The sequence below is a fragment of the Streptomyces sp. NPDC001851 genome (genome assembly GCF_040297165.1).
Classification (GTDB): Bacteria; Actinomycetota; Actinomycetes; order Streptomycetales; family Streptomycetaceae; genus Streptomyces.
Genome location: NZ_JBEOYR010000032.1, coordinates 26,570 through 42,451, shown reverse-complemented (window position 1 = coordinate 42,451; position 15,882 = coordinate 26,570). Strand labels below are relative to the sequence as shown.

The following is a 15,882-nucleotide window of genomic DNA, read 5'->3' as shown; positions in this document are numbered from 1 at the left end:
GGGTACGTCATGTCCTCCTCGTGTGACCCCGTCCCGTCGGCCGGGCGGAGGTCGCTGTGGCGGCACCAGGACTTCCGTCGATACCTGACCGGCCAGGCCGCCAGCGTGGCCGGCAGCTCGATCAGCGCGATGGCCCTGCCCGTGCTGGCCGTTCTTCAACTGGATGCCAGCCCTGCCCAGGTCGCCTGGATCACGTTCATGGGCCAACTCTCGCCCGCGCTACTGGCGTTGCACGCCGGAGCGCTGGCCGACCGGCACTCCGAGCGGAAGCAGATGATCACCGGGGATCTGGTCAGCGCCGCCGCGCTGGCCAGCGTGCCCGCAGCGGCGGCGCTGGACAGGCTGTCCCTGGCCCAGCTCATGGTGGTCGCCGCGGTGCAGGGTGCGGCAGGGGTGCTGCATGATGCCGCAGCGATCAGTCTCCTGCCCAGCCTGGTCGACCGGTCCCTGATCCAACGGAGCAACAGCCGTATCGGCGCCCTGTTCGCCGTCGCCGCCACCGCCGGCAGCAACATCGGCGCCGCCCTGACCGCGCTCCTCGGACCGGCCCGGGCACTGCTCGGTGACGTCGGCTCCTACCTCGTCAGCGCCTGGTGCACCGCCCGCATCCAGACACGCGAGACCCCCCGAACGCGAGCAGGAACCCACCGTCTGCACGCCGAGATCGGTGAGGGCCTGCGGTACGTACGCCGTGACCACCGGCTGCGCACGCTGACCCTGGTCAACGCGACCACCTCGGCCGCCCTGGCACTCCTCAACACCCTGTGGGCCCTGTACCTGCTCAGGTCCCTTTCGATGAGCCCGACCGCCTTCGGCGTGGTCCTGGGACTGGGAGCCCTCGGCTCGGCGGCAGGAGCACTTGCCGCCCCCGCGCTCGCGCGACGGTACGGGCCCGGGCCGATGATGCTCGTCGCGCTCGCGCTCACCCCGCTCACCCAGATCCCGCTGCTACTCGCCTCCTCAGCCCTGGCCTGGCAGATCGGCATCGGCGCCGCCCTGATTCTCCAGCTGGCCTGCGCCGCGGCGGCGGGAACCACCCAGCGCACCATTCGTCAGGTCGTCACCGCGGATGACATGCAGGCCCGCATGCAGGCCGTGAGTACCTGGCTCACCTCAGGCGCCCGGCCGGTGGCCGCCCTGGTCGCGGGCGGCCTCGGAACGCGGATCGGCGTACGGCCCACCATGATCGTCGGGACCTGCCTGCTCCTCGTCCCCCTCGTGGTCCTCTACCGCTCCCCACTACGCAGCCTCCGCCAGATGCCCGGAGCCCAGCCCGTCCCCTCCCATCCAGGAGATCCACTCATGCAACCACCCGTCCCCTCACCCGGCGCCGCCCCCGCCGGCGACGCACAGCGCAATCCCGCGGTGGGCGGAGGTGGTACGGCGTGAGCGCGGAACTGAACGTGATCGGCGGCCACCTGTACCTGGAGCGGGACGGCATGGTGCTGCTCGGGCAGCGGCACCCGGACTCGGCATACGCGGGCGGCCAGTGGCATCTGCTCACAGGCCATGTGGAACGAGAACCGGCCCGGACCTGCGTGGCACGGGAGGCGAGGGAGGAGGCGAAGCTGGTCGTCGCCGAGGAAGACCTCACCCTCGTGCATACCGTGCAACTCCTCGACCACGAGGACGCCGTTCCGCGCGTTCAGCTGTTCTTCCGGCCCAGCCGGTGGGAGGGCGAGCCCCGCGTGCTGGAGCCGGACAAGTGCCTCCGTTGGGCTTGGTGGCCTGTCGCCGGCCTGCCCGAGCCGACCGTTCCCTACACCCGAGCGGCCATCGAGGGGATTCGTGCCGGCCGGCTGTACACCGAGACCGGCTGGGAGCGGCGGAAGTGAGCGCCCCGGAGATGGACCCGCACCGGCCCGGTCCTGAAGCCGCCCGACAGCCGGACTCCTCTTGCGAGCCATGGATACACCAGGGCGATCGCGTTCGAGCGGCGCGGTGAGGTGCTGTACGCGCGAGAGTTCATCCACTGCGGATTCCTCCGCGCCCAGGACGAACACGCCCGCCCGGTCGTGGACCTCCCCGACGGCGAGCTGAAGCTCCGATGCGAAGACGGCACCCCGGCCACGACGGAGGGATTGGAGGAGGCGCTGCGCGGGCCGCGCTACCAGGTCGCCACCGACGGGACCATGGAGGCGGGCTTCTACTTCGGCTCGCTGCAGCTCTACGCGGCCACCACATTGCCCGGCTTCGTCCGTCTGTCCGCCCACCGGGACAAAGGCACAGGCGCCACCCAGATCGCGAAGGACGGCGATGCGCCGGCGATCCTCGGCGACGCCTCACTGGCCTACCTCGTCCATGTTCAGACCCGGCACGGTGACAGCCCTGCCGAAAAGGAGTGGGAGTGGGTCGTCCACGGCTTCGGACAGCACGGCGCGCAGCGCGCCGAGCAGTTGGCGGCCACGGTGAGAGCCTGGGATCACGCCGTGCGCAAGAACGACGGTAAACAAAACGACCCTGTCCTGACCGTGTACCCGGTCGGCACCGCCGACCGCGAGCTGCCTGCTGGGGACGTCCTGCACAAGCCCTACTGCCGCCTCGTGTTCCAGTGGCCCGGCCGTAACGGGCTGCGCCCGGCATCTGTTGAGCATTGTGACGAGGCGCTGTAGTTGGCACCGAAGCGCGATAGATGGCATCAAGATCGCCAATCGCGAAGACCTCCTGATCGAAGGTACCGCGACCGGCGACCGGCTGTACGGAAGTGCCAACAAGACCGCCTAATCGAGCGATCCGCTCCGCAGCACGGTTGGCATGTGTGCTGGTCAGGGAGTCGCTCAGGTGCCAACTACGGCGCCTCGTCACAAGCATGCGACTGACGCCCACACTTGACACATAACAGCGACAACTGTCACCAACACCCGGCTGCGGACACTGACCGGACGACGCACGTCGCCGATCCGATGCTGCCGACTTTTCGGCGGATAGCGGCGGCGTGCTGGCGGGCGCACGACGGTGGAGTCGATCTGGACCAGCCAGTCGATGTCGCCGGCTGCATCGGCCTGGGCCTGGATCTGCTGCAGGGCCCGGGTGAACACACCGTTCAGGGCATAGCGGCGGAAGCGGGTGACACCGTCTTCCACGGGCCGTAACAGGTCCGCAGGGCGCGCCAGGAGACCCCGGTGCGGATCTTGTAGACCATGCCGTTGATGATCTCCCGGTCCTCGACGCGAGGTCGCCCCGCTACGGCTCGCGGTATCAGGAAACCGCGTAACTCCCACTCAAGGTCGATGAGTTCATGGCCGGCCTATCGCAGCCACAATGATCCATCACGAGATGATCTCTGAAGACGTGGCCTTAAAGCTCTATCTCCTCAGTGAAGTTGAGTAGAACCTTCACTGGTGAGCGGCCACGATTGACGGTGATTCGACCAAGTTCCAGGTTTTCCCGTCGGCGCTGTTCGGCAATTTTCCGCATGTCCTGCCACGCGAGTCTGCTGCCGCAGTACTGGAGCCGTTCTTCAATGCTGTTGCAGATCGCCGCCCGCCCCGACTGCGGAGAACGCACGATGTTGATGCCGCGGGCGCGCGCCCGATCGATAAAATCAACATCCTCCTGTGAAGCCGGTGGCATCTCTTCGTCATAACCACCCAGGGCTATAAAGTGCGAGCGCGGCAGACCGATTCTTCCATACGTTCCGTTTCCGTCAGCTGGCTTGCCGTCTCTGGCCCCGACACAGAAGGCATCAGTTTCTGCACAGAAGCCATGAATCAAGGTGTCATGACACGCGGTCCACAGTGCACGCCAAGTTTGGATCGTGTCCCCGATGAAGTTGTCGCCGTCCAAGTTGACCAGGAACTCACCGGTGGCTCCAAGATGCGCAAGATTTTTCGCCTTGGGGAGGTGGATGAATCGGGCGGTTCGTTCATGAAGGTAGCGAAGCAAGCCGCAATCGATCTGTTCCCGGTATCTCCGCACCCACTCGTCGAGTTCGTCGTCCGAATTGTAGTTGATGAGGACGATCTCCGCATTACCGTCGGCCTGCACTCGCGCCAAGTTCTCCGGCAAGGTCTCGCGGAGCTGCCACAACCGGTTCTTGCAGGTCACGCAGTAAGAGATTCTCTGTTGGGCTGCGTTCGTCATCTCTGGCCTTCGGCGTGATCGGCGGCAGTATGCGTGGCTGAAGCTGTTCTTCTCTCACCAGCGGTAGGCGTATGACTGTGTCGTGGCCAGGACCCTCTTGCCGAGACCAGGCGGGACTCATTGCGCGCCCTTCGCCGTCACTGACCAGGAACTGGCCGGCGGCGGCCAGGAGCTCGACGTCTCACCGTCAGCCGGGTACGAGTATGGGAACTCTCTACCTGTCACTGGAGTGGGGAGCCCGCCAGGGTAATCCGCTCCAGTTTTCGAGGATGCGGCCAGTAGTCGGACACCGCGTAGTGTTGCGTGGCCAGATTTTCCGATATCGCGACGTCTCCCTCTTCCCAGTGGAACCGGCACTGGAATTCGGGAAGCCACGCCCGTAGATGGAGCATGTCCAGTAAAGAGCGGCTTTCCGCCTCTGGCAAACCTTCGATGCGGACCGCCGATACTCTGTTGGAGAACAAGACCTTCTCGCCACTCCATGGATGGCGTAGGACCAGGGGATGCATCTGGGCCGGATAGTATTTCCGCAGCCGACGGAACGCACTCTCGTTGCCCTCGAAGGCCGTTCCGTAGCTCTGCACCCAGTCGTGGACCACCTGCAGGCCGTCGATATCACGCTTCATCGACTCGGACAGGGAGTTGTACGCCTCGGACATGTCGGCCCAGCAGGTGTCTCCGCCGACTGGCGGGGCCAGCACGCTCCGCAGCATCGTGACGGAACTCGGCGCATGGTGCCAGACTTGGTCACTGTGCCAGGACTTGAAATCACGCGTGTTCTTCTCGTCGTGGTATACGCCATTGATCTCAGGGTGCTCTGCGTACGGAAATAAGAGCGAGAACCCGTTCAGCATCATCTCGTCGCCCGAGAGGAACGGATGAACCTCTGGGGTTCCGATGTTGCGAGCAACCGCTACGAATTCGCTCGGTTTCAAGTTCTGTGCCTTGAAGAACAGCGCTTTGTGCTCCAGCAGCAGTTCCCGGATGGTATCCCGCTGCGAGTGGTCGTTCCCGTCGAGCGCGAAACCTTCGACGACGGCGCCGACATAGGTCCCCAGCCGCTTTACCTTCACGTCCCGACCTCCGCCTCGAATAGCAGGTCATGCGGCGCAGGGCCTGATTGGCGTCCACGTCGCCGTCACGCGTTCGACGTCCCGGGGAGTAGCAAACCCCCCGGTAGAGCAGGTGTCTTGCGGCTGCATGTCGCGCTGCACGAAGCCTCGCGTGACGATGCACCTCGACTCGGAGTCGATGCCAGCCTACTGGGCATGCACGGCACCCGACAGATCGCCCCGCGCCACAACAGGCGTGCCCGTAACTCGCCTTCTGGTAGCGTGCGTTCACACAAGGGCTTGGACTTGCGGAAGGCTCGGCGAAGTCACGGCCGAACCATCCGCAGATGTGATGGAACGCGGAGGCTGAGCAGCGCTGTGCCGCCGTCGACCGCGCCATCGCGTCGCAGTCTTCGAGCCGCCGACGCAGGGGCACACGTGCCCCCGGTCCGTTCCCGCTCTGCCGGTGTGGCCTCGAGTGCCGCTTGCACCCGCGCCAGGTTGCACGGGCATGTCCGGGCTCGCCATGTGGTGGGGTGGGGTCTCTTCACGGCGTGGATGTGTCCGGAAGTGCATGTCCTGTGCGTGTGTGACCTTCTGTGCAGCTTTCGCGCCTGTTACGGTCCGACCGGATCGTCTTCCTACGGAAGGACGGATCATGCCGGAGCCACCGCCGAAGCCGCCCTTGAAACCGGCCGCCTGGACGACACGGCGAGTGCCGGGACGTCCCTTCGACCCGCCTCCTGAGCGAGCACGTTTGATCGCGACTGCGCCGATTTCCAAGGTCACCTTGTGGAACGGCACCACGGCCTGGCTCGTCACCCGCTACGCCGACCAGGTCGCGCTGCTCAGGGACAAGCGCATCAGCGCGGACGACACTCATCCTTCCTATCCGGCCGTCAGCGCCGCCGAGGACGCCACACGCGACCACAACCGCACCTTCATCAGCATGGATGATCCCGATCATGCCGCAGCACGGCGTAAGTTCATGGGTGAATTCTCTGTGCGGCGTGTGGCCGGGTTACGGCCGCGTATCGAACAGATCGTCGCCGAGTTGCTGGATCTCATGGAGGACGCGGGGCCGCCTGCGGATCTCGTCTCCGCATTTGCCATGGCCGTACCGGTCAGGGTGATCTGCGAGTTGCTGGGGGTGCCGTACGCGGACCGGGGGTTCTTCCAGGAGGCGAACGCCGTGGTGGTGGACACCCGCAGTACGCCTCAGGCTGCGCTCGACGCGTCCTGTGCGCTGACCGCCTACCTCGGCAAACTGGTCGAGAAAAAGCTCAACGCTCCCGAGGACGATCTGCTCAGCCGCCTGGCCGTCGAGCACTTGGCCACTGGCCGGACCACACGTGAGGAATGCGCGCGTGAGGCACGGCTCTTGCTGGCGGCCGGCCAGGAGACGACCACCGCCATGATCGCGCTGGGCATCTGCGCGCTGCTCCAGCACCCCGACCAGCTGGCCCTCGTCCGGGACGGCGGTCCTCACCAGGTGGCGACTGCGGTCGAGGAATTGCTCCGGTACCTTTCCGTCACGCACATGGGACGGCGTCGGGTGGCGGTCGCCGACATCGGCCTGCACGGATACGTGATCAAAGCCGGTGATCCGGTCATCTTCGCCGGCGACCTCGCCAACAGGGACCCTGAGGTGTTCGAGGATGCCGGCCGGCTGGATGTGCGTCGCTCGATGACACGCCGTCACCTCACCTTTGGTCACGGGCCTCACCAGTGCCTGGGACAGCACCTCGCTCGTCTGGAGCTCCAGGTGGCGTACCCGGCGTTGCTCCAGCGGTTTCCCCGACTTCGTTTGGACCGGCCGCTATCTGAGCTGTCATTCCGTACGGAGAAGTTCGTCTACGGGGTCCGCGACCTGCCGATCGCCTGGTGACCCCGACGCCGCGGCCGGGGCAGTTGTATGGCGGGAAGAGATCTGGCGGGGTGTGCGGTGGCGCACGGAGAATCCTCCCATGTCTCCTTCCCTCACCGGCAAGACAGCAGTGGTGACCGGCGGCTCGCGGGGCATAGGTAGAGCCGTGGTGCGTGGGCTCGCCGAGGCGGGGGCCCACGTGGTCGTCAACTGGGTCAAGGACGAGGGCTCTGCCGACGAGATCGTGGCGGAAGTCGAGGCGGCCGGTGGTCGAGCCATGGCCGTTCACGCGGACGTCGCCCGGGAGGGGGAGGTGCGCCGGCTGTTCGACGAGGCGGAGGCAGCCTTCGGCGCCGTGGACATCGTGGTCGCCAATGCCGCAGTGGTGGTCACCAAGCCCCTGACCGAGAGCACGGAGAAGGACTTCGACCACGTCTTCGGTGTCAATGCCAAGGGTGCCTTCCTCACTCTGCGCGAGGCCGCTCTCCGCCTCCCCGACGGCGGTCGCATCATCGCCGTCTCGACGGTGGGCACCCGGCTCTTGCTGCCCAACACTCCGCTCTACCTGGGCAGCAAGGGGGCGGTGGAGCAGTTCGCGCGTTCACTGTCACGGCAGCTCGGGCCACGCGCGATCACGGTGAACACCGTCTCTCCTGGTTTCACGGAAACGGCGCTCATGCCCGAGCACGACCGGACCTGGGCCTCGGGCCTCGCCTCGCTCGGCCGGGTCGGCACCCCTGCGGAGGTTGCCGAGGTCATCGTCTGGCTCGCCAGCCCGTCGGCCTCATGGCTGACAGGTCAGAACATCAGCGCCTGCGGAGGAGTCGGCTGAGGACACGGCGCGAAGGAGACGCTGACCCCACGCCTCCCCTCGCGCCCGCTGGACGGTCAGCTGAAGTAGTCCTCGGCTTCGCCGGCCCGGACGGTGTCGAGCGTGAAGCAGTGGAATCCCCCACCGAACAGGCGCCGGTGCCGGTGGCGTACGGGGACGACGGTGAAGCCGTTCTGCTCCAGCACCTTGATGAGTTCGGGGAACAGCGAGTTGGCGATGACCGTGTTCTCGTCCACCGACAGCACATTCATGTCGATGTACTTGGTGGTGAGGATCATGTCGTCGTCCTCGTACCGCGGGAATATGTCGTCGGTCGGGTCCGGGGGGTAGATCCGGTCCCATGACCGGAGAGGATCCGGAAGTTTCTCGGCCACTTCGGGATTCCGTACCAGCAGGGTCCCAGGACGTAGGGGAAGAACGAGACTGTCGATGTGGTTGTCCGAGAACCGGTACATGACGTGGAGGCGGAACCGGCCTTCGAGATGGCGTTCCAGCCAGCGGACCGCCAGCGCGTGATTCTCCGTCGCGACATTCACGATCACGTCCTTGCCGAAACGCACGCACTGCGCCGCATCCAGCAGCATCTCGAAGCCCACATCGAATTCGGAAGATTTCGGGTCGGAGATCTCCTGAAGTGCGGGAGCATGCTGGCCGTTGACATACGAAATATCGAACGACCGGTCCGTCATCACCGGGCGTGGCATGGTCGTCCATTTCGCGCCCTGTTGGAAGTACCGGTAGAACACCGGCTTTAGGAGATCATTTTCGAAGTATCTGGCGCGCACCTGCGGAGGTGTTTCGATGATCTCGTCCCCGAAGACGACGGCCTGGTCCCGCACATTGAGCGCGGGTACGCAGCTGGCCTGCCAGTACGGTGTGCGGAACTCGACGGACCGCGTGAGCGTCTTCGGCCGGTGCACCGTGACCGATAGGTCCTTGAGTGCTGTGACCAGCTCCTCCACGTCCTCGTTCAGTTCCTCCACGTACCGCTTCTTCAGCTCCTGCCGCCCCTCGACCGGGGTTCCATACGTGGGGTAGTAGAAGGCTCCGGCCACATCGTGGAAGAAGAGCTTGAAGGAAAGCTCCACTTCGTGGGCGTCATAGCGGACCCCGGAGCCCACGATGACCTCTTTCAGGGGCGACCATTCGTCGTAACTGTGTACGGACATCCCGGATCAGCCCTTCTCGACGGGTAAGTGTGCCACTGCACGAGTGAACACGCCGAGCACCGGTGAAATCTACAGCGACTATCGATAATGGCTTGAATGTAGCATCCAAATAGAGTCAGGTGCGGCTGGTACCCGTCATGATTCATTCGCCTCCTTGACAGCGGATCACGCCGGGGAGAGGCTCTCATGGTCCTATCTGGACTTCTCCGTGCGGTCCGACCGGCACGCCTAGGGAGGCGCAGTGACAGCCGATCAGGTCAACAGCACCGTTTTCTCGGGCACCGCATCCGCTTCGCTTGGTTCGAGCAACCCATGGAACTCGGACGGGCTTTCCATGATCCTGTTCGGGCATGCCGCTTTCCAGTATCTCAACGCCGCGTGCGAGCTCGGGCTCTTCGATCTTCTGGCGGAAAAAGGACCGCTTTCTGTTCAGGAGGTCCGTACCGCGCTCGATCTGGAGAAACGTGCCTGCGATGTCCTGCTGCTGGGCTGCGCGGCGCTGCGGCTCATCCACCGCGAAGGTCCCGTGTGCCGGCTCTCGGCCGAGATCGGCGAGCTGATGGACCGTGGCGAGTGGACGCACGTCGTGAACACCGTCGCCTTCGAGCAGTACATCGTCTACGAGGGCCAGGCCGACTTCACCGAGTCGCTGCGACGCAACACCAACGTAGGGCTGCGGCGGATCCCCGGCGAGGGAAAGGACCTCTACCCTCGCCTGGCGCAGAACCCGCACCTGGAAGAAGTCTTCTACCGCTACATGCGGTCCTGGTCGCAGTTGGCCAATCAGCACTTGGTGCGCCATCTGGACCTGACCGAGGCCCGGTCGCTACTGGACTGCGGTGGCGGCGACGCCGTCAACGCCATCGCTCTCGCCGCGGCCAACCCGCACCTGCAGGTCACCGTCCTGGAGATCCCCTCCTCCATCCCCGTGGCCGAGGACAGCATCCGGCAGGCGGGCCTGGCGGACCGCATCACCGTGCGCGGTGTCGACCTCTTCGCCGACCCCTTCCCGGCCGGCTTCGACTGTGTCCTCTTCGCCCACCAGCTGGTCATCTGGACACCGGAAGAGAACACCACCTTGCTGCGCAAGGCCCACGACGCCCTACGGCCAGGCGGCCGGGTGGCCGTGTTCAACTCGATGTCGGACGACAGCGGGGACGGACCGCTGATCGCCGCCCTGGACAGTGTGTACTTCGCCGCGCTGCCGGCCGAGGGCGGCATGATCTATCCCTGGTCGCAGCACGAGGAGTCACTGCGGGCCGCGGGCTTCACCGAGCTGCGGCGGATCGCGCTGCCCACATGGACCCCGCACGGCATTCTGATCGGCACCAAGGCGATATGACGGGCCACGCGGCGGCTGTGCGGACCATCCCCACCGTCAGCACCTGGCCCGTGCTGGGCTGCCTGCCGGACCTGATACGGCGAAAGGAGTCGTTCTGGACCGACATCCACCGCGCACATGGGGACATCGTCCACCTGGATCTCGGCGTCACCGGCCTGGTGGCGGTCAGCCACCCCCGCCATGCCCACCACGTCCTGATCGAGAACGCACGTAACTACGTCGACAAGGGCGGACCCACCGGATTCCGGGCAACGCTCCTGCCGCTCACAGGGCAAGGGCTGTCCACCATCGACGTGGAGGACGAACACTGGCGCAGCCGCCGCGATCTCATCGGCCCGGCGTTCCGGCAAGGAGCGTTGAAGGCAATGACCGACCACATGGCACAGCTCGTCGAACAGCACACCGCTGCCTGGCCCACAGCGCAGGACGGTGCGGAACCGGGCCTGGACGTAGTGCCTCCAGTCACGACCGCGGTCACCACGGCACTCGCCGAACTGCTCTACGGGGCACCGATCAACGATCATGAGATAGGCCAGGTCTCGCGGGCCTTCGAGCAGATCATGAACTACATGTGGGTGGGCATGCTCGCCTCCGCGGTGCCGCCCTGGGCGCCGTTCCCCGGCCGTCGTCGGCAACGGCAGGCGATCGGGGTCATCGAGAACGTCGTCCGCGACGTTGTCGCCCGCCGCGGCCCCGCACGGTCGGCCAGGGCGCCTGAACTGGTCGACATACTCTCGGCGGCGGAACGCCAACTGGACGCGGAAGGACTACGGGACGAGGCAGTTTCGCTGCTCCTGGGCGCGGAGCCGCTGGCGATCTCGGTGAGCTGGGCGTTGCACCTGCTGGCCCGCCACCAGGACGCCCAGCACGCTGCCCGTACTGAGGTCGACAAGGTACTGGCCGGACGGTGCCCCCGTTTCGAGGATCTCGCCGCCCTGCCGTACCTCCGTATGGTCCTCAAGGAGGCACTGCGGCTGTGCCCGCCCACCTACTGGGTGCAGCGCCGGGCCGCCCGGGACGACGTCATTGACGGCGTCGCCGTCCCGGCCGGCACCAACGTGGTCGTGCTGATCCACCGCATCCACACCCACCCCGACGTCTGGGAGGCGCCCGAACACTTCGACCCGGAGCGGTTCGCACCGGAGCGTGCGAAGCTCCGGCACCGGCAGGCGTGGATACCCTTCGGCAGCGGCAGACGGGGCTGTGTGGCCCGGGAGTTCTCGATGACGCTCGGGCACCTGATCCTCGCCCAGACGCTCCAGCGGTACGAGTTCTCCCCGCACCCCCGGCGCACACCGAGGCTGACCGTGGCGGCGAATCTCCGGCCGCGCGCCGGCGTGTGGCTCACCGCACGCCGACGCGCAGCCGGCTGACGACGGTCCGTCGCCGTGTCCGGATACGGCGACGGCCGCCGGGCCGTGAACGGCTCAACTGGCGCCGGGGCTGCCGTGCATGAGCCGTTCGGCACAGGCGGACATCTGGTCCTTGAGCCGTTCCAGATCCGCCCGCGCCTCCACCTGGAGGACGATCCGGTGCACGCCGAGCGCCGCCAGCTCGGCCGCCTCCCGCCGCCTCAGCTCCGTGAGCCCCCGGTACAGCGTCACCTCCATTGCGTCCGGATCCCTGCCATGGCACTCCGCCTCGCGGCGCATGACGTCCAGCAGCCGCAACAGTTCGGGCCGGTCGACCCCCAGCGGCTGGAACCCCTCGCCGTACCGGCCGGCCCGCCGTGCGGCAGCGGTGCTGTGACCGCCGAAGTGAACGGGTATTCCCGTGGGCCGCCAGGGACCGGGGCGGCACACGACATCCCGGAACCGGAAGAACTCCCCCTCGTACGCTGCTCCCTCGGGGCCGGAGTCCGCCCAGAGCGCGCGCATCACCTCCACCTGCTCGGACGCACGACGGCCACGCGTGGCGAAGTCCACGCCGCACGCCTCGATCTCCTCCCGGAGCCAGCCGACCCCGACACACAACCGGAGCCGGCCACGCGAAAGGGTGTCCACGGTGGCGGCGCGCTTGGCCAACACAACGGGGTGGTGGTTGGGCAGGATGAGCACCCCGGTCGCAAGCCCGATGCCGGTGGTGCGTGCGGCGAGGAAACTCAGCAGTTCCAGCGGGTCCGGGACAGGGCTGTCCGCGGGGACAGCCAGACGCCCGGTGGGGCTGTAGGGATAGCGGCTCGACGTGCCGTTCACCATGACGGAATGCTCGGCGGCGACGACGGATTCGAATCCGCAGATCTCGGCATGCCGGGCGAATTCAGCCACCCAGTCCCCGTCCATCACACCCTGGCCGCCGAAAGGTAACGCGATGGCGTAATCCATGCAGACAGCGTAGGGACCGCCCACGCCTGCCGCACAGCCGTTTCACGCCGAACAGGAAGGTGAAATTCATGTGGTACGGATCCCGTGACCCGGGCTTGTCCGAAATACGGTCCCGGAAACAGCACCGCGCATACGGTATGGGGCTGGGAATCATGTTGATCGACGACGTGTACCCGGGATTCCCCGGTGATATGCGCAACCCCAGCGCGTATCCCTTTCCCATCCAGTACGACATCGTCCGCGGAGTCGGTTTCGACGAGCTGATCTTCGAATCGGACAAGTCGTCCTGTGTGGAGCCGATCATCGCCTCCGCGCGGCGGCTGGAGGACCTGGGCTGTCGGGCGATCGCGGCCGAGTGCGGTTACTTCGCGTACTTCCAGCGGGAAGTGGCCGACGCCGTCGACGTGCCCGTGTTCATGTCGAGCCTGCTCCAGGCTCCGTTGGCTCGAGCGGTCGCGGGGGCGCACCGGACGGTCGGACTCATGGTGGCGTTCCGCGACCACCTGACCGACGACCATCTGAAGGCGGTGGGTATCGAGACGGATGGCCGCCACCCGGTCACTGGCATCTACGAGTCCGGGCACTGCCCCACCCTTGTCCGCCTGTACAACGACCCCGATCCCGCCGCGCGGCACGCCGAGTACGAGGTGGTGGAGGCGGAACTGGTCACCCTTGCCGAGGAGTTCGCCCGGCAGCACCCCGACATGGGCGCGATGGTCCTGGAGTGCGGGGCGGTTCAGCCGTTCGCCCGGGCGATCCAGCGGCGCATCGACATGCCGGTCTTCAGCTGGGGCACGCTCCTGGACTACGCGTACTCCGTGGTGGTGCACCGCGACTACTTCGGTCACGTCTGACCCGGATGGCCGTACCCGACCGCCCGCTGCACCGGATGGAGCGGGCGGCTCTGCACATCGGTCAGGTAACGGTCCAGGCCACCGGCAGCTCGCGCAGGCCGCGCACCACCAGGCCGGTACGCCACCGCAACTGTTCATGGGGGACGGCGATGCGCAGGTGAGGCAGGCGGGTCACCAGACGCCCGATGGCCACCTGGAGTTCCAGCCGCGCGAGATGAACACCCAGGCAGTGATGGATCCCGTAGCCGAACGCGAGATGGGGGTTGTCGACCCGGTCAAGGCTGATCTCGTCCGGGCGGGAGAAGACGGCCCGGTCACGGTTGGCCGAAGGACGGGACACCATGACCGTGTCTCCCGCCCGGATCAGCTGCCCCCCGATCTTCACGTCTTCTGTAGCCACCCGGGGAAGTCCGGCGTCGGATCCCAGGGGGACGAAGCGGAGCAGTTCCTCGACGGCCCTGGGGACCAGGGCCGGGTCGTCCCGCAGCTGCCCCCACAGGTCGGGCCGGCTCAGCAGGACGTAGCTGAAATTGGTGATCTGGCTGGCCGTCGCCGGAAACCCGGACACCAGCAAGCTGACACCGAGATGCACCAGCTCGTCGTCGGTGAGGGGGTCTTCACCGCTCTGCCGCGGATCATGGACGAGGGCGGACAGCAGATCATCGGCCGGATCGGCACGGCGCTGCCGGAGCAATCCGGACATGTACGAGTCCAGGCCGGCGCACGCGGAGTCGATCTCCTCCTGGCTGTGCGCCGTCAATGACAGCAGCACCTCCGACCATGGATGCAGCATCGCGCGGTCCTGTGCGGGTATGCCCAGCATGTCGCACATCACCGTCAGGGGCAGGGGCTGAGCGAACCGCCCCACCAGGTCAGCCGGTTCGCCCTCCGTCACCATCGCGTCGAGCAACTCGTCCGCGGTCCGCTCCGATGCCGGCCGCATCTGCTCGATGCGCCTGTGCGTGAAGGCGCCGACGGCCCTGCTGCGGATGCGCGATTGCGCGGGCGGGTCCATGTCGAGCATGAACGTCGGCTCGACGCCCTTGTCCCGCAGGCCCGTGGCCACAGTGCGGCTGAACGCCGGATGGGTGAACACCTGACGGGTTTCCGCCCACCCTGTGACCAGCCAGGCCGGGCGTCCATCAGACAGCGTCGTCCGGGCGACGGGCTCCGTGCTGTTCTTCGCCACGAGGGCGGGGTCGACGTCCAACCGAACCCCTTCAATCTCCTCCTGGTGCTGCCAGCGTGAATTCGTCACCCAGTCCTCCGGGGATCCCTGGATCTCTTCCGCGGTCCGAATTTCTTGACCCTGCCCGAAAACGAACGACGCCAACCTTCTATGACCACGACACAGCGGAAAGGAACCGGAAAATACGCCTCGCACACCTAAATTCAGCCATCAACGGATCCGGCCTTCAGTTGTCAGCGATCACCTCTATAGTGATTCGGGCACCAGTATCGCTTTCCGCCGGACGAAACGTGAAAGACGGATGTCGACGGGAGATCGGCCATGACCAGCACGTCGATCATGCAGACACCCAGGCTCGCGGAACACGGCTACGAGGTGATCCCCGACGCCCTCACGCCACAGCAGGTGGAACGGCTCTCGGCGGCAGCCCGTCTGACGCAGGAGAAGTTCCGGGACCGGGCCCGCGGCTACTACACCCCGCGCCGCCATGTGCTCTTCGCGGTCCAGGAGCTGGAGCCCGCCTTCCTCGAACCGATGGCACTCGCCACCACGCTGCCCACTGTGTGCGCCGCACTCGGCTGGAACATCTTCGTCTACCACTCGCACCTCGACCAGAACGAGTCCCTGCCGGACGACGTCGACTTCCCGTTCAACTGGCACCGGGACCTGCAGGGCATCACCTATACCCTGACCTTCCCGCTCCCACTGCTCTCGGTGAAGGTGTCCTATCCGCTCACTGACATCACCCGCGTCGAGGACGGCGGCCCCCTCGTGATTCCCGGCTCCCACATCGGCCCGGAGACGCCCAAGCCCACAGGCCCCGAACCGCCTGGATCCGTACCCATCCTCGCTCCGGCAGGTTCCGCCATCGTTATCGACTCCCGCGTCTGGCACACGGTGGGTGCGAACCGCTCCGGCAGCACGAGGTCGACGCTGTTCTACGCCTACGCCTACCGGTGGATCCGCCCCATCGAGAAATACGACCTGTCCCCGCAGCGGCTGGCGGCCCTCTCGCCCGTGCAGCGCCAGCTCCTGGGCGCCGGAGACCGATACGAGGGATTCCACCTCCCCGAGACCGACGACGAGGTACCGCTGCGACGGATCATGGAGAGCGGTGACTGGTCCGCACTGTGAACCCGCGCGCGTAGCCGTCATCACGGCCTCCAACCC

The 15,882-nt window shown here is 66.4% G+C and carries 16 protein-coding genes; 9 read left to right on the top strand and 7 right to left on the bottom strand.

Annotated elements, in window-relative coordinates; all coding sequences use genetic code 11:
• Positions 1-9: 9 nt before the first annotated feature.
• The 3 genes from ABT171_RS34850 to ABT171_RS34840 all read left to right on the top strand — a co-directional run bounded on the left by ABT171_RS34850 (position 10) and on the right by ABT171_RS34840 (position 2,612).
• Entirely contained in the window at positions 10-1,389 is a 1,380-nt protein-coding gene (locus ABT171_RS34850; RefSeq protein WP_351250405.1) for an MFS transporter, read from the top strand.
• Complete coding sequence (locus ABT171_RS34845) at positions 1,386-1,835, top strand: NUDIX hydrolase (RefSeq protein WP_351250404.1); 450 nt, start codon at positions 1,386-1,388, stop codon at positions 1,833-1,835. Before ABT171_RS34850 ends, ABT171_RS34845 begins: the two co-directional genes overlap by 4 nt.
• Positions 1,836-1,946: 111 nt before the next feature.
• Positions 1,947-2,612: a hypothetical protein gene (locus ABT171_RS34840; RefSeq protein ID WP_351250403.1), complete on the top strand. Its 666-nt coding sequence runs from the start codon at positions 1,947-1,949 to the stop codon at positions 2,610-2,612.
• Between the two features lie 189 nt (positions 2,613-2,801).
• On the opposite strand, the gene ABT171_RS34835 is transcribed toward ABT171_RS34840, so the two are convergent.
• The 4 genes from ABT171_RS34835 to ABT171_RS34820 all read right to left on the bottom strand — a co-directional run bounded on the left by ABT171_RS34835 (position 2,802) and on the right by ABT171_RS34820 (position 5,156).
• Positions 2,802-3,083: a hypothetical protein gene (locus ABT171_RS34835; RefSeq protein ID WP_351250402.1), complete on the bottom strand. Its 282-nt coding sequence runs from the start codon at positions 3,081-3,083 to the stop codon at positions 2,802-2,804.
• A complete protein-coding gene (locus ABT171_RS34830; RefSeq protein ID WP_351250475.1) occupies positions 3,044-3,199 on the bottom strand; it encodes a transposase in 156 nt (51 codons plus the stop codon). Before ABT171_RS34830 ends, ABT171_RS34835 begins: the two co-directional genes overlap by 40 nt.
• A 98-nt stretch (positions 3,200-3,297) precedes the next feature.
• Entirely contained in the window at positions 3,298-4,047 is a 750-nt protein-coding gene (locus ABT171_RS34825; RefSeq protein ID WP_351250401.1) for a glycosyltransferase family 2 protein, read from the bottom strand.
• A 257-nt stretch (positions 4,048-4,304) separates the two neighbouring features.
• Positions 4,305-5,156, bottom strand: coding sequence for a TauD/TfdA dioxygenase family protein (locus ABT171_RS34820; RefSeq protein WP_351250400.1), 852 nt, complete (start codon positions 5,154-5,156; stop codon positions 4,305-4,307).
• Positions 5,157-5,892: 736 nt separating this feature from the next.
• Here ABT171_RS34820 and ABT171_RS34815 point away from each other — a divergent pair.
• Positions 5,893-7,023, top strand: coding sequence for a cytochrome P450 (locus ABT171_RS34815; RefSeq protein ID WP_351250399.1), 1,131 nt, complete (start codon positions 5,893-5,895; stop codon positions 7,021-7,023).
• 79 nt (positions 7,024-7,102) lie between these two features.
• Positions 7,103-7,834, top strand: a complete 732-nt coding sequence (locus ABT171_RS34810; RefSeq protein ID WP_351250398.1) for an SDR family oxidoreductase — start codon at positions 7,103-7,105, stop codon at positions 7,832-7,834.
• 56 nt (positions 7,835-7,890) lie between these two features.
• On the opposite strand, the gene ABT171_RS34805 is transcribed toward ABT171_RS34810, so the two are convergent.
• Positions 7,891-9,003, bottom strand: coding sequence for a glycine amidinotransferase (locus ABT171_RS34805; RefSeq protein ID WP_351250397.1), 1,113 nt, complete (start codon positions 9,001-9,003; stop codon positions 7,891-7,893).
• A 334-nt stretch (positions 9,004-9,337) separates the two neighbouring features.
• Between ABT171_RS34805 and ABT171_RS34800 the strand changes: the two genes are divergently transcribed.
• Together ABT171_RS34800 and ABT171_RS34795 are read left to right on the top strand one after the other, a co-directional pair.
• The gene (locus ABT171_RS34800) at positions 9,338-10,345 is read left to right on the top strand and encodes a methyltransferase (protein ID WP_351250396.1); all 1,008 of its coding nucleotides are present in this window, start codon (positions 9,338-9,340) and stop codon (positions 10,343-10,345) included.
• Positions 10,342-11,718 (top strand): cytochrome P450, encoded by a 1,377-nt coding sequence (locus tag ABT171_RS34795; RefSeq protein ID WP_351250395.1) that lies wholly within the window; start codon positions 10,342-10,344, stop codon positions 11,716-11,718. The genes ABT171_RS34800 and ABT171_RS34795 overlap by 4 nt, the downstream gene beginning before the upstream one ends.
• 54 nt (positions 11,719-11,772) lie before the next feature.
• Here the strand turns inward: ABT171_RS34795 and ABT171_RS34790 are convergent, their stop codons facing one another.
• Positions 11,773-12,669: an LLM class F420-dependent oxidoreductase gene (locus tag ABT171_RS34790; protein WP_351250394.1), complete on the bottom strand. Its 897-nt coding sequence runs from the start codon at positions 12,667-12,669 to the stop codon at positions 11,773-11,775.
• Between the two features lie 68 nt (positions 12,670-12,737).
• Between ABT171_RS34790 and ABT171_RS34785 the strand changes: the two genes are divergently transcribed.
• Positions 12,738-13,523 carry an aspartate/glutamate racemase family protein gene (locus ABT171_RS34785; RefSeq protein WP_351250393.1) on the top strand — a complete coding sequence of 262 codons (786 nt, stop codon included), beginning with the start codon at positions 12,738-12,740 and terminating at the stop codon, positions 13,521-13,523.
• Between the two features lie 61 nt (positions 13,524-13,584).
• On the opposite strand, the gene ABT171_RS34780 is transcribed toward ABT171_RS34785, so the two are convergent.
• A complete protein-coding gene (locus ABT171_RS34780) occupies positions 13,585-14,907 on the bottom strand; it encodes a cytochrome P450 (RefSeq protein WP_351250392.1) in 1,323 nt (440 codons plus the stop codon).
• A 126-nt stretch (positions 14,908-15,033) separates the two neighbouring features.
• On the opposite strand from ABT171_RS34780, the gene ABT171_RS34775 reads away from it, so the two are divergent.
• Positions 15,034-15,846 (top strand): phytanoyl-CoA dioxygenase family protein, encoded by an 813-nt coding sequence (locus tag ABT171_RS34775; protein WP_351250391.1) that lies wholly within the window; start codon positions 15,034-15,036, stop codon positions 15,844-15,846.
• The last annotated feature ends 36 nt before the right edge of the window (positions 15,847-15,882 follow it).